This is a genomic window from Streptomyces sp. S.PB5, assembly GCF_030403745.1.
Lineage (GTDB): Bacteria > Actinomycetota > Actinomycetes > Streptomycetales > Streptomycetaceae > Streptomyces.
Window position 1 is genome coordinate 578,379 of sequence record NZ_JAQMWP010000002.1, and the last position, 19,220, is coordinate 597,598.

Below are 19,220 nucleotides of genomic sequence, written 5' to 3' on the forward strand. Positions count from 1 at the left end.
GATTTCCCCCGTGTCGTGTGCGCCCGAGTGATCCTCGGCATACGCAACGAATACAGACCGAATTCTTTCGAATGATTCATGAGCGCTTCAAGTGTGTTTCGGGCAATGGCGATTTCCGGGCAGGTTTTCCGTGACGCGCACATGCCCTTCGGGTGAGCGGAAGGGGCGCCCGGCCAAGGAACTCACCGGAGGAATGCGCAATCGAACGTTTCGATTCCGTTACGTGCCGCCGGGAAATCCGGCCACCGCGGGCATGACACAAACACCGGCCGGATCACCCGCCCGGCAGCGCGCCCCCGCCGAACGGCCCGGGGGATGAGTGCAGCCTCCCGCGACGGATACCTTTAGGGCGTGCAGCCAGCAAGTGAATCCCCTCAGCGGCCCTCCGGCCGACTCCACCGGGCCCGGGCCCTCTACCGGAACGTCTCCAAGCGCAGGACCGCCTGGCTGCTGCTCAAGGACACCGTCAACTCCTGCATGGAGTACCGCATCCTCGGCCTCGCCGCCGAGGCGGCCTTCTTCACCCTGATGTCCGTGCCGCCCCTGCTGCTCAGCATGATCGGCCTGCTCGGCTACGTCGACGACTGGACCGGCACCGACACCATCAGCAGCCTGGAGGCCAACCTCCTGGAGGCCTCCCGCACGGTCCTCTCCGACAAGGGCGTCCGCCAGATCGCCCAGCCGATCCTCGACGACGTCATGAAGGGCGGCCGCCCCGACGTCATCTCCATCGGCTTCCTCTTCGCCCTGTGGTCCGGCTCCCGCGCGGTCAACGTCTTCATCGACACCATCACCGTCATGTACGGCCTCGACGGCGTCCGCGGGATCGTCAAGACCCGACTGGTCGCCTTCCTGCTCTTCCTCGCGGCCCTGCTCATCGGCTCGATCGCGCTGCCGCTGATGGTCGCGGGCCCGGACGCGGTGGTCCGGATCGTGCCCTGGTCGGAGACGGTCGTCCAGATCCTCTACTGGCCGGTCGTGATCGTCCTGTCGATCGCCTTCCTGACCACGCTGTACCACGTGTCCGTCCCGGTCCGCTCCCCATGGATCGAGGACGTCCCGGGCGCCCTGGTCGCCCTCGCCATGTGGGTGCTGGGCAGCTTCCTGCTGCGCATCTACCTCACCAACACCATCGAGGGCGCCTCGATCTACGGCTCACTCGCCGCCGCCGTCGCCGTCATGCTCTGGATCGGCGTCTCCGCCTTCGCCGTCCTCGTCGGCGCCGCCGTCAACGCCGCGATCGACCGTGTGTGGCCGGCCGCGGCGACGGCGGCCGCCCGCGCGGCGAACGAGCGGGCGCGCGAGCAGCAGGTCGCCGACTACGTCGCCCGCTCCACGGCCCACCAGAGGCCCGACCCCGAGGACCCCGACATGCCGTCGGAGTTCCCGGAGCGCTGGTCGCGGTTCCTGCCGCCCGAGGACGTGACGTCGAGGCTGCGGACCCATGTCAAGAGCACGCATCCGCCGCACAAGGAGACCGAGGGCTCCTGAGGCCGTCCGAGGCGGAGCCCGGCCGCGGGACCGAGGCGCGGCCCGGCCAGGGGACCGGGGCGGGGCTACACCTTCCAGGTGCCCGCCGCCGCGGCCTCCCGTACGAAGTCCCCGAAGTCCCGCGGCTCCCGCCCCAGCACCTCCCGGACCCCGTCCGTGAGACGCGCGTTCCGCCCGTCGAGCAGCCCCTCGAAGACCTCCACCAGGAACCCCGCCTCCTGGGGCGGCACCCCGAACCCGGTCAGCGCCTCGCCGTAGTCCCGCGCGGGCACCGGGGTGTACGTCAGTTCCCGCCCCGTCACCTCGGCGATCTCCCCGACCGCCTCCCGGAACGACAGCAGCCGCGGCCCCGTCAGCTCCAGCGTCCGCCCCGTGTACCGCTCCCCGGAGGTCAGCGCCGCCGCCACCACATCCGCGATGTCCCGCACATCCAGGAACGGCTCCCGCACCTCACCCGCCGGGAACGTCAGCCCGCCCTGCCGCAACTCCTCCGCCAACGGGCCCTCACTGAAGTTCTGCGAGAACCACGACGCCCGTACGACCGTCCAGTCCGCGCCCGACGACTTCAGCGCCTCCTCGGTCGCCAGCGCCTGTGTCTCACCCCGAGCCGACAGCAGCACCAGCCGCCGTACGCCGAGCCCGACCGCCTCCCGGGCGAGCGCCCCGATGCCCTCGGCCGCCGCCGGGGAGCCGACGTCGGACGGATACATCAGATACGCCGCGTCGGCGTCCCGGAAGGTCTCCGCCCAGGTCGTCGGGTTCTCCCAGTCGAACCCCTGGGCCCGGGACGCGGCCCGTACGCCGAGCCCCGCCGCGCGCACCGCCTGCGCCACCCGGCTGCCCGTACGGCCCGAGGCACCGGTCACCACTACCGTCACGTCCTGCGTGTTCCTCACGTTTTCCGTCATGCTCCGAGTCAACGGCGTGGCGCTTCAACAGCCCATCGCTGAACGGCTCATTCCCATGCGCGGACGTCTACGCTGGCCGCATGGACGCTCTCGCAGGCCTTCTTGAGGGCCCCCGGGCCCGGGGCGCTTTCATGATCCGAGCGTGTTTCGAACCGCCCTGGTGCGTACGCATCGAGGACCGCGCCCCGCTCACCGTGATGCTCATGGTCCGAGGCGAGGCGTGGATCACGCCGGACACGGGCGAGCGAAGCGAGACGGGGGTCCCCCCGGCCGAAGGCCAAGGGACGGTCCGGCTGCGCCCCGGCGACCTCGCCATCGCCCGCGGCCCCGACCCGTACACCTGCGCCGACGACCCCGCCACGCAGCCGCAGGCCGTGATCCTGCCGGGCGCCGAGTGCCACTACCCCGACGGACGTTCCCTCAACGGGGTCATGGACCTCGGCGTACGGACCTGGGGCGACCGGCTCGACGGCTCGGCCGTGATGCTGATCGGCACCTATCTGTGGCAGGGCGAGGTGAGCGGGCGGCTGCTGGACGCGCTGCCGCCGCTGCTGACGCTCACCTCCGATGTGTGGGACTGCCCGCTCACGCCGTTCCTCATGGAGGAGATCGTGCGGGACGAGCCCGGCCAGGAAGTGGTCCTCGACCGGCTGCTCGACCTGCTGGTCATCGCCGCGCTGCGGGCCTGGTTCTCCCGCCCGGAGGCGGAGGCACCCGCCTGGTACCGGGCCATGGCCGACCCCGTGGTCGGCCGGGTGCTGCGGCTGATCCAGGACGATCCCGCGCATCCGTGGACCGTGGCGTCCCTCGCGGGGAAGGCGGGCATCTCCCGGGCGGCCCTCGCGCGGAGGTTCACCGAGCTGGTCGGGGAGCCGCCGATGACGTATCTGACGGGCTGGCGGCTGGCGCTGGCCGCGGACCGGCTGCGGGACAGCGACACGACGCTGGAGGCGATCGCCCGGCAGGTGGGGTACGGGAGTGCGTTCGCGCTGTCCAGCGCGTTCAAGCGGGTGTACGGGGTGAGTCCGCAGGAGCATCGGGAGAGGGTGGCGTAGGCACGTGTACAGCGAAAGGCCCTCCCGGCTCACCGGTGCCGTCGTCTGGACCAACACGCCGTCCGGATCCGGCCCCGGGCGCGTCCTGCCCGACGGGTGCATGGATCTGCTCTGGCACGAGGGGCGGTTGCTCGTCGCCGGGCCCGACACCCGCGCATACGTCACCGAAGGCGCGCCGAGCGCATGGGCGGGGGTTCGCTTCTTCCCGGGTACCGCGCCCACCCTCCTCGGCGTCCCCGCCCGTGAGCTGCTCGATCAGCGCGTGGAACTCGCCGACCTCTGGCCGGCTGCCGAGGCGCGGCGACTCACCGCGCGCGTGAACGCGGCCGGTGATCCGGCGAGCGGGCTCGAAGAGGTGGTATTGGGCAGGGCCGCCGACACCGCACCGGCCGATCCCCTCCTCCGGCATGTCGTGGACGCCCTCGACGCGGGCCGGCCGGTGGCCGCCACCGCCGACGAACTCGGCCTCGGCGCCCGCCAGTTGCACCGCAGATGCCTCACCGCGTTCGGATACGGCCCCAAGACCCTCGCCCGGGTGCTGCGACTGCAGCGGGCCCTCGGACTCGCCCGGGGCGGGGTGCCGTACGCGGAGACGGCGGTCCGGTCCGGCTTCGCCGACCAGGCCCATCTGGCCCGGGATGTACGGGAGTTGGCGGGACTGTCGCTGACCGAGCTACTGGGGCGAGGGTAGCGGCGCGAACAGGTCGACGCCGTTGCCGTCCGGGTCGTGCAGGATCGCGTACCGCTGCCCCCAGACCGCGTCCCATGGCTTCAGCTCGCCGTGGTGGCCCGCGGCCACCATCTCCCCGTACACCGCGTCGACCTCGGCGGGGCTGCCGCACAGCAGGGCGAGGCTTGCCCTGCCGCCGCCGCTCGGCGGTTCGAAGTCCGGCATGAAGGACCGCACGCTCTCCTCGGTGTCGAACAACAGCCGCAGCCCGCCCGGCAGTCGGGCCTCGGCGTGTTCTTCCTTCTCGGAACCCTCCGGGAAGGCGAGACCGAGGCGGCGGTAGAAGGCGACGGAGGCGGCCATGTCGGAGACGACCAGGCCGATGGCATCGAATCGTGGAGTCATGCGGCCACCGTAGGCAGGGCGGGGACGCCCGGTCTTGAAGGAATCGGACACGGACTTCCGTACGGTCCGACCTGCCTGACGGCGTGCGTGCGGTCAGCGGTCAGTCGAAGGTGACCGGACCCCGCGGGGTGTCCACGGTGAAGGAGAGCCCCACCGGGCCCTCGCTGACGGCGAGTTCGGTGTCCAGGGCGGCCAGCAGGGCGCGGATCTCGGCCGGTTCGGGGGCCGTCGCCGACAGGGACAGCAGGGGAGTGGCGGGCAGCCCCGAGGCCGACGGATGCACCGCGGTACCCCAGTCGATGAGGAACGGCACCAGCCCGGAGGGGTGTTGGGTGTCGCCGTCCGTCAACCGCCACCGGAGCAACGTGCCGTCCGGTCTGCGGCGGCTCATGGGGTGCACCTTGCCGGGGTCGTAGCCACGGGTCCGGGCGGTCGCGACCGCCGCGTCCAGGTCGGGCGGACTGATCGCCCAGGTCACCGTCCGCGCCACGGTCACCGCGTCGACGTCGAAGGGGCGCGGCCCCTCGGGCTCCGGCTGCTCCGGGTCCGGGCCGATGATCTCCAGATAGCCGCTGCCGCCCAGCGACACCAGAAAGTTCCGTGTGCCGAGACCGATGTGCACCCCGCCGGGCACGGGCGCCACACCGGTACGCCGGGTGAAGTCGGCGACCGTGGCCGCCAGGTCGGGGGTTGCGAGGACGATGTGGTCGAGCCGTGCGGGAATCGTGTTCATCGTGCAGTCGAGGCTACGCAGAGCCGTCCGGGCGATGGAACACCTGTGCGGCGGGAGTCGAAATCTTTCGCACGTTCCGGCAGGCAGGAGGCCTGCCCCCGTACGCATAGGGTCGAAGCCATGGCACCCCTGTCACCCCTGTCGGCCCGGCTCCTGGTCTGCACCCGCACCACCGGCTACCGCCACGACTCGATCCCGGCCGCCGTCGCCGCCGTACGCACCCTCGGCGGCTTCGAGGTCGAGGCGTCCGAGGACCCGGCCGCATTCGAAGCGCCCCTGGAGCGGTACGCCGCCGTGGTCTTCCTCTCCACCAGCGGCGAGATCCTCACCCCGGCCGGCCGTGAACGGCTGGCCGCCTATGTGGAGTCGGGCGGCGGCTTCGTCGGCGTGCACGCGGCCGCCTGCACGGAGTACGAATGGCCGTACTACGGCGAGCTGTTGGGCGCCCGGTTCGACCGGCACCCCGCCCACCAGCCCGGCAAGGCGGTCGTGGAGGACCGGGACCACCCCGCCACCCGGCACCTGCCCGCCGTATGGGACTTCACCGACGAGTGGTACGACTTCCGCACCAACCCCCGTGGCACGGTACGGGTGTTGGCGCGCGCCGACGAGTCGTCGTACGACGGAGGCGGCATGGGGGAGGACCATCCGCTGGTGTGGTGCCGGGAGCAGGGTGCGGGGCGGGTCTTCTACACGGCGCTGGGGCACGCGGCGGAGGCGTACGAGGATCCGGACTTCCGGGCTCATCTGCTGGGCGGGATCAGGTGGGCGGCGCGGCTGGACTAGGGACCGCACCTTTCGCCCCGGTCCTGGTCAGCGGCCACAGAAAACCCTTTAGGCTGCTGCTGTCGCACGTGTGATCGGACCGGCGCGGCACGGGACCAGGGGGATCAGGGCCCAGGGATCAGGGGGACAAGAACAGGTGAACAGCGCGGCGGACGACGTGTTCCAGCCACTCCAGGTGGACGATCCGCCCGTGGTGGCCGGCTACCGTCTCGCCGCCCGGCTCGGCGCGGGCGGCATGGGCCGGGTCTATCTGTCGCACACGGCGGGCGGCCGCCCGGTGGCGATCAAGGTCGTACGCCCGGAACTGGCCGACGACCCCGACTTCCGGCGCCGCTTCGGCCGCGAGATCAAGGCCGCCCGGCGGGTCCGCGGCGCCTACACCGCCGAGCTGATCGACGCCGACCCGGACGCCACCCCGCCCTGGCTGGCCACGCTGTACGTCCCCGGCCCCTCCCTGGCGGAGGCCGTCCACCGCCGCGGACCGCTGCCGGTACCGGCGGTGCTGTGGCTGATGGCGGGCGTGGCCGAGGCGCTGCAGGCCATCCACGACGCGGGCATCGTGCACCGCGACCTGAAACCGTCCAACGTGTTGATGGCCGCCGACGGCCCCCGCGTCATCGACTTCGGCATCTCGCTCGCCGCCGACCTCACCGCGGTCACGGCGACGGGCTCCGCCGCGATCGGTACGCCGCAGTTCATGGCGCCCGAACAGGCCGTCGCCGGTGAGATCACCCCCGCGACCGACGTCTTCGCCCTCGCCCAGACGGCCGCGTTCGCCGCCCTGGGCGAACCTCTCTACGGCGACGGCCCCGCGGCGACTGTCCTGTACCGCATCGTCCACTCCGAACCCGACCTCACCCGCCTGCCGGAGCCTCTCCAGCCTCTGCTGGCCCGGTGCCTCGCCGCCGACCCGGCGGAACGGGCGACCCTGGCCGAGATCGTCGACCGGTCCCGGCAACTGCTGGGCCGCGAGGCCGACGCGGGCGGCGGACCGGCGGTGTGGCGGGACATCGTGGGACTCGAAGTGACGGTTCCGGCGCCGGTGGTCGATCCGGCAACGGTGCGTACGATGCCGCTGATCGCGCCGGCGCGGGCGGCGGAACCGACGGTGCCGACTCAGCCGCGCACACGGCGGCGTCGTACGCCGCTGGTCGCGGGCGCCGCAGTGGCTGCCGGGGCGCTCCTCGCGGCGGGACTGGTGTGGAACATCCGGGACCGGGCGGACGGGGCGGACGGGGCTCAGGGCAGCCGGGACGCGGTGGCGTCGTCGACCGCGGATCCCACGGCGTCAGGGCGGCCGGAGGGGGCCTCCTCGGCGGGTGGGGCGGACACGGCCGCCGAGGACGGGACAGCGGAAGGGGCGAGTCCCTCCCCGTCCTCCGCCTCGACGGGGAAGCCCCACGCGATACCGGCGTTCAACCCTCTGATGCTCGACGAGAAGAACTCCCTCTACCTCCACGACGGCCTGCGCCCGGAGACGCGCGGCGACCGCAAGGGCGACATCCGTTTCACCTGCAAGGAGGTCGGCTGCGCTCTCGAGAGCGACAGCAGCGCGATCCTCCAGATGTTCGGCAGCCCAGGCAACACCTACGAGGACTGCAGCTTCATGCTCACCGGCGCCAAGGGGGAGGACTTCCGCTACTTCGAGCTCGCCGCGGCATCCGCCGGCAGCGAGTTCTGCATTCAGCACCCCTCCGGAGACATCGCGTTGCTCGTGGTTCAGGTGAAGTCGACCGCGCTCTGGGACAAGCCCGGAATGAGCGCGCTGTCGGCGGACGTGTCGGTCTGGCGCGCGGACGCCTGACCCCGCGGCCGCCCCGTACTCGCCCGCTCCACCAACCGCGTCGACAACTCCGTCCGCGTCCCCTCCGGCCGCTCCCCCTCCATCATCCGCACCAGCAGCCGCATCGCCGTCGCCGCCATCTCCGACAGCGGCTGCCGGACCGTGGTGAGCGCCGGACTGGCCCACCGTGCCTCCGGCAGGTCGTCGAAGCCGACGACGCTCATGTCGTCCGGGACGCTCAACCTCCGTTCCGCCAAGGCCTGGTAGACGCCGAGGGCCATCCGGTCCGAGCAGACGAAGACGGCCGTGGGCGGCTCGGGCAGCTCGAGCAGTTCCAGCATGCGTTCGCGGGCGACCGACTCGTCGAAGCCCGCGTGGCGCAGATACTCCGGGCGGCGGCGTACACCCGCCGCCGCCAGGGCCGAGCGGTAGCCGGCGACCCGGGCCGTGCTGCACATCTTGCGCCGGTGCCCGGCGATCACCGCGATCCGCTCATGGCCGAGCCCCAGCAGATGTTCGGTCGCGCTCACCCCGCCCTGCCAGTTCGCCGCACCCACCGACACCACACCGGCCGGCGGCTCCACCACGGGGTCGATCATCACGAACGGGATGCGGTGCTGCTCCAGCCAGGAGTACTGAGACGGCGTCAACTCGGCCAGATTGAACAGCACTCCGGACGAACCGCGGGCAATGATCTTGTCCAGCCACCCCCGTTCCGGAGTGCCGCACCGCTTGCGCGTCAGACCCGCCGAGACGACCACCTCAAGGCCCGCGTCATGGGCGGCCTCCTCCACGCCGTGCAGCACCGCCCCCGACCAGGAACTGTTCAGCGAGTGCACCACGAGGTCGACCAGGGCCGGCGGCTTCGCCGCGTCGAAGCGCGGTCTGCGCACATAGCCCAGCCGGTCCAGTGCCTCCGTGACCCGGCGCCGCGTCTCCGGCGCCACGTCCTCCCGGCCGTTGACGACCTTGGACGCGGTGGGTACGGACACCCCCGCCTCCCGCGCCACCACGGCCAGTGTCGGACCGGCGGCCACGCTCGCACTCCCCGTACGGACCATCGGGAACCACCTCTCCGGCCCGCCCGTGGGCCTGGGAAAGTTTCGACCAGGGCAGGATGGTAAGCGCTTCCTAAGTGCTGCCTACCCTAGGTTCGCCGCGGAAAGTCGGGAAGAGGTGGCGAGCTTCCGCAGGTCGCCTCTCGGTGTTGCCCCCGGAGTGGCGCCAGTCGCTGATCGTATGCGGGCCGTAGCCGACTGTATGCGATGTACCCCGAACAGTCTCCAGTCCGTCTCGTGCGCCGGAATAGCGCGCCGTGATGTGGTGCTCTGTTGTTACCGGTGCACGAGCGCGGCGAGGAGGCTGGTGGTCGAATGACGGCAGTCCAGACAGATCCCGTGGTGAACACCCCGCACGGATCGGTACGCGGCCGCTACGAGAACGGCATCGCGGTCTTCCGCGGCATCCCCTACGCGGTGCCCCCCTTCGGCCCCCGGCGCTTCCAGCCGCCCGCGCCCCCGGAACCCTGGGACGGGGTGCGCGACGCCGGATCCTTCGGACCGACGGCGCCGAAACCGCCGTACTCCGAAGCCTTCGCGCAGTACCTGTCCGACCCGGTCGTGCCCGGCGACGACTGCCTCAACCTCAACGTCTGGACCCCGGAGCCGGGTCGCGGAACCCGCCTGCCGGTCATGGTCTGGCTGCACGGCGGCGCGCTGACCAGGGGCTCCTCGGCCGTTCCGGTCTACGACGGGCACTCCTTCGCCCGCGACGGCGTGGTCTTCGTCTCCGTCAACTACCGGCTCGGCGTGGAGGGCTACGGCCTCTTCCCGGACGCCCCCGCCAACCCCGGCCTGCGCGACCAGCTCGCCGCCCTGGAATGGGTGCACGAGTCGATCGGGGCCTTCGGCGGCGACCCCGCCCGCATCACCCTCTTCGGCCAGTCCGCCGGAGCCATCAGCATCGGCGCGCTGCTCGCCGCACCGCAGGCCCAGGGCCTGGTCCGGCGGGCGATCCTGCAGAGCGGGCCGCCCGAGGCCGCCGACCGCGACAAGGTACGGCGGATGGTGCGCCGCATGGCCACCCGGCTGAAGATCCCCGCCACCGCGGCAGCCTTCGCCGACGTCGACCGTGAACTGCTGCTGCGCACCCAGGGTGAGGTCGGCCGGCTCAGCAGCCCCGTGCTCGGCGGGCCCGCCTTCGGCATCGTCGTCGACGGCGACCTCGTGCCCCGCGACCCCCTGGAGGCCCTGGTCGAGGGCGGTGCCGCCCGCGACGTCGACCTCATGGCCGGCTGGACCCGCGACGAGTACCGGCTCTGGCTGGTCCCCGGCGGCCTCCTCGAACGCGTCGACCGCCTCGGCCCCGTCGCCCTGGCCGGAGCCATGGCCCGCTGCCGCGCCGGCGTGGAGGTGCCGCGCGGCTACCGCACCCTGCACCCCGAATCCGGCACCGCCGAGATCGTCGGCCAGATGGTCACCGACCACCTGCTCCGCATCCCCCTGCACCGCCTGGCCGACGCCCGCCCCGGCACGTCGTACGTCTACGAGTTCGCCTGGCCCTCCGGTCTCCCCGACCTCGGCTCCTGCCACGCCCTGGAGCTCGGCTTCGTCTTCGACACCGGCGACAGCCCCGAGTCGGCCAGGCTCGCGGGCGAGGGCGCCCCGCACGAACTGTCCGAGGCGATGCACGGGGCGTGGGTGCGGTTCGCGGTGGAGGGGGATCCGGGGTGGGAGGCGTGGGACGACTCGCATCCGGTGCGGATCTTCGGCGACAGCGGACCGGAAACCGGGGTGGGCGTACGGGAGACCGGGGACGGTGTACCGGAGACCGGCGACGGTCGACTGCATACCGTACGCATCCCGTACACCGCATACGGTCCACGGGATGCGGAGTTCGCCCTGTGGGACGCCGAACCCGCCGCCGTCACCCCTCCGGAATCCACACTCGCATCGGTCCTTCCCGCCGGTTCGCCCACGCGTAGTACGGAACTGCGGTCAGTGGTACGGCGGCTCCGTCTCCCCGGCGCAGTCCGCCGGCAGTGACGACGGTGACCCCGCCCAGCAGCTCCGGCTCGTGCCGGACGGCGAGGTCGGAGCCGTACGGCAGGGTCAGATCCTCGAAGCGGACGCCGGGCTCCTGGTCCACGCCCTCCAGGCAGTGGACCAGGGGGCCGCGTTCGATGGCCACGCAGCCGCGTACGGCGTCCAGGTACGGGTCAGGGCGGGTGAGACGGGCGGTCAGTTCCAGGTCGACGGTGAGGGTGTCGCCGGGGGACCAGCGGCGGCGCAAGCGCAGCCAGCCGGGGAGGGTCTCGGCGGGCGGCTCGCCGTCGGGGGCCGTCGCCGTGAAGTCCGTGCACCAGGACGGGATCCGCAGCGCCAGCGTCCAGTCGGCGTCCGGCGCCTCCTCCACGGTCACCGTGATCCGGCCCTCCCACGGGTAGGCCGTCTCCACCCGGACCCGGCCGCCGCCCGCCTCGTACACGCCCGTCGCGTACTGGTGCAGCTGCAGGCCCTCGGCGTCCCCGCTCGCCATGTAGTGGGGGAGGGAGGCCAGCAGCCGCATCACGTTCGGCGGGCAGCACGCGCAGCGGAACCAGGGCGTGCGGCGGGCCGCCTTGTCGGGCTCGGAGGCGCCCTCGTACTCCTCGCGCACCTGGAGCGGATTGACGTACAGCCAGCTGTCGCCGTCGAGGCCGACACCGGCCAGGAAGCCGTTGTAGAGGGTGCGTTCGACGAGGTCGGAGTACTTCGCCTCGCCGGTGAGCAGCGCCATCCGCCACGACCACTGGATGGAGGCGATGACCGCGCAGGTCTCCGCGTAGGCCCGGTCCGGCGGCAGTTCGTACGGCTCCCCGAAGGACTCGCCCTCGTGACGGGCACCGACTCCGCCCGTCAGATACGTCTTGGAGGCCACCATCGCATCCCATAGTCGCTCGGCGACTGCATACAGTTCACGGTCGCCCGTCTCCGCGGCCAGGTCCGCGACTCCCGCCAGCAGATACAGCTGCCGCACCGCGTGCCCGGACACCGTCGTGGCCTCGCGCACCGGCAGGTGGTCCTGCCAATAGGCCCGGCCCAGATGAGGGTTGACGTCGGCATCCAGCAGGCCGTGGCCGCGACGGTCGACGAAGTACCGGGCGAGGTCCAGCCACCGCCGCTCCCCGGTCTCCCGGTACAGCTCCACCAGCGCGGTCTCGATCTCGGGGTGGCCGCAGACGCCGTCGACCGGCTTGCCCGGGCCGAAGAGCGAGTCGATGTGCAGGGCGAACCGCTCGGCGACGTCGAGGAGTTCACGGGGCCCGGTGGCCCGGTGGTGCGCCACCGCGGCCTGCAGCAGATGGCCCGCGCAGTACAACTCGTGGCCCCAGCCGAGTTCTTGCCAGCGCCGGTCCGGGCGGGCGACCTGGTAGTACGTCTGCAGATAGCCGTCCGTGTCCTGCGCGGCGGCCAGCAGTGCGGTCAACTCATCGACGCACGCCGCGAGTTCGGCGTCCTGGGGGCGATCGGCGAGCTGCCAGGAGGCCGCCTCCAGCCACTTGTGCACATCCGAGTCCTGGAACGGGAAGTCACCGGTGAAGGAGCCCTTGCCGTCGGCGGCGGCACGGAGGTTGGCGAGGTTCCCGGCCTCCTCCAGCAGGGCGGGGCCGCGCGGGATGCTGACCTCGGCGTTGGTGGCGCGGCGGGCGGCCCAGAAACCGCCGGTGACACGGGCGGCCACCGCCGGGCGGAGGGCGGTGTGCGCGGCGGGGGTCGGGCGGAGGGGGCCGGTGCTCATACGGGGAGGCTCCGAGGATGGAAAGCGATTTCTGCGGGTGAGCATAGGAATCAACCGGTTCCCCCGACAAGAGGGGACCCATGCCTTCGGCGCGGGGTGCCCGCTGCCGCGACGAGGGAACGGGAACGTATCTGGCCCTTGAGCGACGCCACCGAGCCCCGCGCCACCACATGCGTGCCCAACAGCAGATGCTCTTCAGGGGTGTTGGGCTCCCGGCCCGACGCGGTCCGTAGTCGCCGTGCAGGACAAGTTCCGGGGCGGGCTCGATACCGCGTGCCCGGTGGGCGGCCAGATCACCGCGCTCCCGCCCCTGGGCCGTGGAGCGGCCGGACTTCCCACCGAGGAACAGCGCCCGCGCGTGGCCCTGCGAGACCAGCGCGTACGAGACCAGCGCGTACGAGACCAGGACATACGCGCCGCCCCCGTCGACGTCCTATGCCTCCGCCGGTGCCTACGCCTCCGCGTCGGCCTACGCTCGCGCCAGCGTCCCCGCGATCGACGTGATCGCCGCCGGTCCCACCCGGCAGCATCCGCCGATCAGCCGTGCCCCGGACTCCTGCCAGGCGCGGACCTGGTCGGGCGCGAAGGAGGACCGGCCGTTCCAGGCGCGGGCCTCGGCGTCCCAGGCCTCGCCGCTGTTGGGGTAGACCACGACCGGCTTGCCCGTGACGCGGGCCGCGATCTCGATCGCCGCGTCGACGTCCTCGGGGGCGCAGCAGTTGACGCCCACCGCGATCACCTCGTCGGCGTCGGCGGCCAGGGCGAAGGCGTCCTCCAGCGGCTGGCCGGCACGCGTGTGTCGACCGTCGATCGAATACGAAAGCCAGGCAGGTGTATGCAGTCCACGCAACGCCCGCAGCAGTGCCTCGGCCTCGTCGGCGTCCGGCACGGTCTCCAGGGCCAGTACGTCGGGTCCGGCGGCGTCGAGCACCTCCAGCCGGGGCCGGTGGAAGCGCTCGAGCTCGTCGACGGTCAGTCCGTACCGGCCGCGGTACTCGGAACCGTCCGCGAGCATCGCCCCGTACGGGCCGACGGACGCTGCCACCCACAGCGGGCGCGTGACGCCCCCGGCTCGCGCCCGCCGGGCCGCCTCGCGGGCCAACTCGACGCTCGCCGTGAGGAGTTCGACGGCCCGGTGGTGCCCGATCCCGCGCTTGGCGAAGCCCTCGAAGGTGGCCTGATAGCTGGAGGTGATGGCCACGTCCGCGCCCGCCTCGAAGTAGGCGAGGTGCGCCTCGGTGATCGCCTCGGGCCGCTCGGCGAGCAACCGCGCCGACCACAGTTCGTCGCTCAGGTCGTGCCCGACGGACTCGAGCTGGTTGGACATACCGCCGTCGAGCACGACGGTTCCGGCGGCGAGTGCCTCGGCGAGGGTGGAGTTGCTGGTCATGCCGTCGACGGTAGTCCCTGCGGCACCGGAGGCCACATCGGAGGGTGTCCGTCGAGCGGGCGGCCGTGGCTTGAGCGAGGCGAGGTGAGGTGAGGTGAGGTGAGGCGGAGCGGGGCGGGGTGTGGTGCGGCGTGGCGGCTGAGGCCCCTGCTCGGCGGGCGTCTCCTCGATGAGGCGCCGAACGGGACCCGACAGGATCGGACCGGACCGGCGCACGGCCGCCCGGAAACGTCACGAGGACCGTGGTCGCCGGGAAGACAACCTCCTCCCGAGCCGTTGAACGCCAGGCGTGGTCGAGGTGCGGCACCGCGTGCGAGGCCCGCTGAAGCCGGTCCGGAACCGGCCCACGGCTTGTCAGAGCCGCCAGCGGCGCCAGAGCCGCGTCAAAGCCGCGTTCGAGGCATGTTCGAGGCATGTTCGAGGCATGTCCGGGGAGGGAAAGCGGTGATCGCGGGATGAAGGCGGTGCGGTTCCACGAGTACGGAGGGATCGATGTGCTGCGGGTCGAGGAGGTGGAGCGGCCGACGCCCGGCGCCGGACAACTGCTGGTCGAGGTCCGCGCGGCCGGGATCCAGCCCGGCGAGGTGATGATCCGCGAGGGCAAGCGCCACGGGCGCTGGCCGGCCACGTTCCCCTCCGGGCAGGGCAGCGATCTGGCCGGTGTCGTGGTGGAGGTCGGCCCACAGGTGCGCGGCTTCGCGGTGGGCGACGAGGTTGTGGGCTTCACCCACGGCAGGGCGAGCCACGCGGAGTTCGTCGTGGTCGACGACGTGCACGTGGTCGCGCGCCCGCAGGGGCTGCCCTGGGACGTCGCCGGTTCGTTGTACGTCGCCGGCACGACCGCGTACGCCTGCGTCTTCGCGGTGGATCCCGGCCCCGCCGACACGGTCGTGGTGTCCAACGCGGCGGGCGGCGTCGGATCCCTGGCCGTGCAGCTCGCGCGGCGGCGCGGCGCCACGGTGATCGGGCTGGCGAGCGAGCGGAACCACCCCTGGTTGAAGGAGCGTGACGTCGTCCCGGTCGCGTACGGGGAGGGCGTGGCCGCCCGGATCCGGGAGGCGTCCGGCGGTGGCGTGGACGCGTTCATCGACACGTTCGGCGACGGATATGTGGATCTCGCGGTGGAGCTGGGGGTACGGCCCGAGCGCATCAACACCATCCGCGACTGGCAGGCCGCGGCGAGGGTCGGGGCGCGCACGTACGGGGAGGGTGCGGCGGCGAGCGCGGTCGTGCTCGGCGAACTCGCCCGTCTCGCCGCGCGCGGGGAGTTGGAGGTGCCGATCGCCCGCACCCACCCGCTGGAGCGGGTGCGTGACGCGTTCCGGGAACTCGAACAGGGCCACACCCACGGCAAGATCGTCCTCCGCCCGTAAATACCCGCCGTCCGACGGTGAAGCCTTGCTATGGTGCGCCGATGCCAACGATCAGGAAGGTCCAGGTCACCTTCGACTGCGCGGAACCCGAGCGTGTCGCCCGTTTCTGGTGCGAGGTGCTGGGGTACGTCGTCCCGTCGCCGCCGGAGGGATTCGCCACCTGGGACGACTACAACCGCACTCTGCCGCCCGAGAGGCAGGGAGCGGGGTTCAGCTGCAGCGATCCCACGGGTGTCGGCCCACGCCTGTACTTCCAGCGCGTTCCCGAGGGCAAGGTCGTCAAGAACCGGGTGCACCTGGACGTACGGGTGGGCACCGGGCTCGTGGGCGAGGAGCGGCTGGCCGCGCTCGAGGCGGAGTGCACACGGCTGCTCGCGCTCGGCGCGGTGCGCGAGCGCGTGCTCCTTGCCGATGAGTACAACGAGTCCTGCATCGTGATGCAGGACATCGAGGGCAATGAGTTCTGTATCGACTGAGGCCGCCGACGTCCTCGGCCCGTTCACCGGCCCGGCTCGCCTGTCGTCCCTCACCCACAACCCGAAGAACGGTGTCACCGGCGGCGTCTGGGTCGTCGGCGCCGGTGACCGCTCCGCCGTGCTGAAGGTGCTCACCCGCAACAAGCCGGCCACCGGCCGCTGGGCCGCCTCCGACGACCCCCGGCACTGGAACTACTGGCGTCGCGAGGCCGAGGTGTACCGCTCCGGACTGGCCCAGGTCTGGGAGCCGTACGGCATCCGCGCGCCCCGCCTGCTGGCCTGCGTGGAGCGCTCGGACGGTGACATCGCGCTGTGGCTGGAGCATGTGCGGGGGACGCCCGGCACCAGCTGGCCGCTCGCCCGTCACATCGAGCACGCCCGTCGACTGGGTACAGCACAGGGAAGGGTGCATACAGTCGACATGGTGCATACGGTCGACGGGCTACGGCTTTCTGCCGACGAGCCGCAGCCCTCCGCCGGCCACCCCTGGCTCTCCCACCGCTTCCTCCGCCAGTACGTCACCAGCAACACCCTCGGCGAGGACCTCCTCGACAACGACGACGCCTGGCAGCAGCCGCTGGTCCGCGACCACTTCCCCGCGGGCCTGCGCCGCGACATGGTCCGCCTCCGCCACGACCGCGAGTGGTTCCTCCAGATCATGGAGTCCCTCCCGCGCACCCTCAGCCACCTCGACCAGTGGCCGGCCAACGTCCGCTCCGACGGCCCCGACCACGTCCTGTACGACTGGGCCTTCACCGGCGACGGCGCCCTCGGCGAGGACCTCGGCAACTATCTGCCCGACTCGGTCTTCGACCTGTTCGTCCCGGCGGATCGGCTGCCGACGTACGCGGCCGAGGCGTACGAGGCCTACCTGCACGGGCTCCGGCACAGCGGCTGGAAGGGCGACGAACGCCTCGTACGGCTCGGGGTGTGCGCGTCCGCGGTCAAGTATGACTGGCTGACCGCCGGTTCGCTCGCCCGCGCCGGCGAGGAGCAGCTCGACTACGGCGGCGAGCGCACCGTCCCGGCCGAACTTCGCTACCGCGAGCGGGGATCGGCCCTGGCCTTCCTGGCCGGCTGGGCGGCGGAGGCCCGGTCACTCGCCCCGCAGCTGGGCTTCCCGGAGGCGCCGAGCGGACGCTGACCCTGACCAACCACCGCCCCCGCACCGGAGGTTCACACACCGCCTGCCGCCCGCCCCGAGGGCGCCTCGCCTGCCGGTGCCGCCTCCCCGGCCCTACGCCGCCTGCCGCCCGCCCCCGCGCCGACCCGCCCGCCGGTGTCGGGCCGCCGGAACCGCGAGCCCGCCCAGCAACCCGAGCCCCAGGGCGTACGGCCACCAGCCCATGGGGTCGTCCTGTGCAGCACCGGCGTTCCGCGTCACCGCGGCGTCGGAGGTGGAAGTCCCGGACGAGGAGGCGGACTTGCTCGGTGAGGCGACGGCGGTGAGCACCACGTCGTTGCCGTCGCCGCCCTGGTAGCTGATCCGGTAGGTGGCGTCGGCGAGCTTCACCTTCGTTCCTTCCTGTAGCCCGTCGAACGCCCCGGTGGTCCTGGAGCCGCCCGTGTGGTTCAGCACGGTGATGCTGCGTGCGGGATCGGTCCCGGCGGCCGCGAGGTCCAGGGACCCGGCGAGCCGGACCGCGCCGGAGACCTTCAACGGCTTGTCCCGCAGGACGAGTTCGCCCGTCGCGCGCTGTGTGTAGTTCCCGGAGACGGTGAGCCCGCCCGCGACGACCCCCTCGTTGGTGACCGAGCCCTTGACGGTCCCCTCGCCGCTCAACGTGGTCGCCACCCGCAGCCCCGACGTCCCCACGTCCAGCCGTGCGCCCGCCGACGTCAGCCGGATCGCCCTGCTGCGCCGAAGAGTCGCCCCCTGCCGCAACGCGAGCGTGCCCTTCTTCACCGTCGTCGTCCCGGTGTACGTCACTCCGCTGCCGGTCAGTGTCGTCGTCGCGCTGCCCGTCTGGGTGAGCGATCCGCTGCCGCTGATCCGGGGCAGGGTGAGGGCCTTGCGCACGTTGTTCAGCACGAGTGATCCGTTGTTGACGACCCGGTACAGACTGCCCGCGGTATACAGTCCACCGTCGCCTGTCGACCGTCCGCTGCCCAGTCGCAGCACCGCCCCCTTCTCGACGGTCGTCGAGCCGTCGTAGTACTGCACGGCCGCGAAGGTGACGTCGTTCCCGCGCGTCCCCGCGATGACCACGTCCCCGGCGCCGGGCGCGGACAGCGTGTCGTGGAAAACGCCGCCGCCGATGGGGGCGCCGAGCGTGACCGGTCCGTCGTAGTCGAACGTGAGCAGCGAACGTGACCGGGCGGCCAGCAGGTTGATGTAGACCGTCTCCGCGGTCCCCGGCATGAAGATCTTGTTCGTCGTCCCGTCGCCCCACTGGACGTTCGCGCCCTTGATGTTGGTGCCGCGTTTGTTGACGTTCTTGCGCGCGGGCGTCCAGTTCAGGGACGGGTCGCTGAGCGAGGGGTCGGTGTCGCCGCCCCGGTTCGACCAGCTGTACTGGCCCGTCAGGATCACCTTGCCGCCCGGCCGGGACTGGACGTTGATGTCGCTGCCGTACTCGCGCTGGTAGAAGTCCATGCGCTGGGTGACCGTCTGGCCCAGCGGGGTGTCCACGGTCCAGGTGCCCTGGTTGAGGATCTTGCGGACGTTGGGCAGCGAGGTCGCGAACTCCGGTCGTCCGGCGTTGAGTTGGGTGCCGTTGTCGATCACGCCGGAGAAGGGGTGGGTGCCCGACAGGTCCCAGGTGCCCCAGAGGAAACGCGGTTGGGTGATCAGCCCGGAGCCGCTGATGGTGCCCAGGTTGTACGCGACGTCCCTCAGCGACAGCCGCAGGGTCCCGTCGACCCGGATGTTGTCCTGGTTGAGCGCGAACTGCGGGGTGCCGTAAGGGAAGTGGCCGATCACGCCGGTCGAGCCGCCGTTGCCGTACTGCAGGGTCGCCCCGCGCGCGACCGTGATCGCGGGTGGATCGGGGTCGGTCGTGGTGACGTAGGGGTGGTTGCCGCCCTGGACCGACACCTTCTGCCGCTGGCGGGACTTGGGCAGGGTGAAGTCGCTGTCCCTGGTCAGGATCAGGGTCCCGCTGCCGCGCACGGTCAGGGTGCCCTCGCCGCGAAGGATGCCGTCGTACGTCGTCGTCCCGGACGGCACGGTGACGACGGTGTCGCCGGTGAGCGTGACGTCGCGGCCCGCGAGGACGTCGGCGGTGACGTCCCGGGCGCCGGCGGCCGCGGCCGGGGGAGCGGTGACCAGGAAGGCGACCGCCGCCAGGGCTCCGGCGGCCGCTGCTGTCTTGTGGGTATGGCTGCGCACGGGTACGGAGACGGGCCGGACGGCCGGCCGATAACAGAAA

General features: G+C 72.1%; 16 protein-coding genes. 9 read left to right on the top strand and 7 right to left on the bottom strand.

Annotated features, from left to right (window positions below):
• Nucleotides 1-351 precede the first annotated feature (351 nt).
• Complete coding sequence (locus tag PH203_RS07400) at nt 352-1,491, top strand: YihY/virulence factor BrkB family protein (protein ID WP_289917702.1); 1,140 nt, start codon at nt 352-354, stop codon at nt 1,489-1,491.
• 65 nt (nt 1,492-1,556) lie between these two features.
• On the opposite strand, the gene PH203_RS07405 is transcribed toward PH203_RS07400, so the two are convergent.
• Entirely contained in the window at nt 1,557-2,399 is an 843-nt protein-coding gene (locus PH203_RS07405; RefSeq protein ID WP_289917704.1) for an NmrA family transcriptional regulator, read from the bottom strand.
• 80 nt (nt 2,400-2,479) lie between these two features.
• Here PH203_RS07405 and PH203_RS07410 point away from each other — a divergent pair, with 80 nt between their 5' ends.
• On the top strand, nt 2,480-3,454 hold the full coding sequence (locus PH203_RS07410; protein ID WP_289917707.1) for an AraC family transcriptional regulator: 975 nt from the start codon (nt 2,480-2,482) through the stop codon (nt 3,452-3,454).
• A 4-nt stretch (nt 3,455-3,458) separates the two neighbouring features.
• Complete coding sequence (locus tag PH203_RS07415; protein WP_289917709.1) at nt 3,459-4,145, top strand: helix-turn-helix domain-containing protein; 687 nt, start codon at nt 3,459-3,461, stop codon at nt 4,143-4,145.
• Here the strand turns inward: PH203_RS07415 and PH203_RS07420 are convergent.
• Together PH203_RS07420 and PH203_RS07425 are read right to left on the bottom strand one after the other, a co-directional pair.
• Entirely contained in the window at nt 4,128-4,529 is a 402-nt protein-coding gene (locus PH203_RS07420) for a VOC family protein (protein ID WP_289917710.1), read from the bottom strand. The two genes, PH203_RS07415 and PH203_RS07420, sit on opposite strands and share 18 nt — an antisense overlap.
• Before the next feature lie 100 nt (nt 4,530-4,629).
• The gene (locus PH203_RS07425) at nt 4,630-5,262 is read right to left on the bottom strand and encodes a VOC family protein (RefSeq protein WP_289917713.1); all 633 of its coding nucleotides are present in this window, start codon (nt 5,260-5,262) and stop codon (nt 4,630-4,632) included.
• A 138-nt stretch (nt 5,263-5,400) separates the two neighbouring features.
• Between PH203_RS07425 and PH203_RS07430 the strand changes: the two genes are divergently transcribed.
• Both PH203_RS07430 and PH203_RS07435 read left to right on the top strand, forming a co-directional pair.
• Nucleotides 5,401-6,048, top strand: coding sequence for a ThuA domain-containing protein (locus PH203_RS07430; protein WP_289918276.1), 648 nt, complete (start codon nt 5,401-5,403; stop codon nt 6,046-6,048).
• Between the two features lie 136 nt (nt 6,049-6,184).
• Nucleotides 6,185-7,852, top strand: a complete 1,668-nt coding sequence (locus PH203_RS07435; RefSeq protein ID WP_289917716.1) for a serine/threonine-protein kinase — start codon at nt 6,185-6,187, stop codon at nt 7,850-7,852.
• On the opposite strand, the gene PH203_RS07440 is transcribed toward PH203_RS07435, so the two are convergent.
• Nucleotides 7,768-8,892, bottom strand: coding sequence for a LacI family DNA-binding transcriptional regulator (locus PH203_RS07440; RefSeq protein WP_289917717.1), 1,125 nt, complete (start codon nt 8,890-8,892; stop codon nt 7,768-7,770). The two genes, PH203_RS07435 and PH203_RS07440, sit on opposite strands and share 85 nt — an antisense overlap.
• Before the next feature lie 312 nt (nt 8,893-9,204).
• Between PH203_RS07440 and PH203_RS07445 the strand changes: the two genes are divergently transcribed.
• Entirely contained in the window at nt 9,205-10,875 is a 1,671-nt protein-coding gene (locus PH203_RS07445; protein WP_289917718.1) for a carboxylesterase family protein, read from the top strand.
• Here the strand turns inward: PH203_RS07445 and PH203_RS07450 are convergent.
• Complete coding sequence (locus tag PH203_RS07450; protein ID WP_289917722.1) at nt 10,757-12,610, bottom strand: beta-L-arabinofuranosidase domain-containing protein; 1,854 nt, start codon at nt 12,608-12,610, stop codon at nt 10,757-10,759. The genes PH203_RS07445 and PH203_RS07450 overlap by 119 nt on opposite strands.
• 469 nt (nt 12,611-13,079) lie before the next feature.
• Nucleotides 13,080-14,000 carry a homocysteine S-methyltransferase gene (gene mmuM, locus PH203_RS07455; protein WP_289917724.1) on the bottom strand — a complete coding sequence of 307 codons (921 nt, stop codon included), beginning with the start codon at nt 13,998-14,000 and terminating at the stop codon, nt 13,080-13,082.
• Between the two features lie 455 nt (nt 14,001-14,455).
• On the opposite strand from mmuM, the gene PH203_RS07460 reads away from it, so the two are divergent.
• Genes PH203_RS07460 through PH203_RS07470 form a run of 3 tightly spaced genes read left to right on the top strand, consistent with a single transcriptional unit; the run spans nt 14,456 to nt 16,993 of the window.
• The gene (locus PH203_RS07460; protein ID WP_289917727.1) at nt 14,456-15,373 is read left to right on the top strand and encodes an NADP-dependent oxidoreductase; all 918 of its coding nucleotides are present in this window, start codon (nt 14,456-14,458) and stop codon (nt 15,371-15,373) included.
• A 41-nt stretch (nt 15,374-15,414) separates the two neighbouring features.
• A complete protein-coding gene (locus PH203_RS07465) occupies nt 15,415-15,849 on the top strand; it encodes a VOC family protein (RefSeq protein ID WP_289917729.1) in 435 nt (144 codons plus the stop codon).
• Nucleotides 15,830-16,993, top strand: coding sequence for an aminoglycoside phosphotransferase (locus PH203_RS07470; protein WP_289917733.1), 1,164 nt, complete (start codon nt 15,830-15,832; stop codon nt 16,991-16,993). Before PH203_RS07465 ends, PH203_RS07470 begins: the two co-directional genes overlap by 20 nt.
• 93 nt (nt 16,994-17,086) lie before the next feature.
• On the opposite strand, the gene PH203_RS07475 is transcribed toward PH203_RS07470, so the two are convergent.
• On the bottom strand, nt 17,087-19,180 hold the full coding sequence (locus tag PH203_RS07475) for an autotransporter (protein WP_289917735.1): 2,094 nt from the start codon (nt 19,178-19,180) through the stop codon (nt 17,087-17,089).
• Nucleotides 19,181-19,220 lie beyond the last annotated feature (40 nt).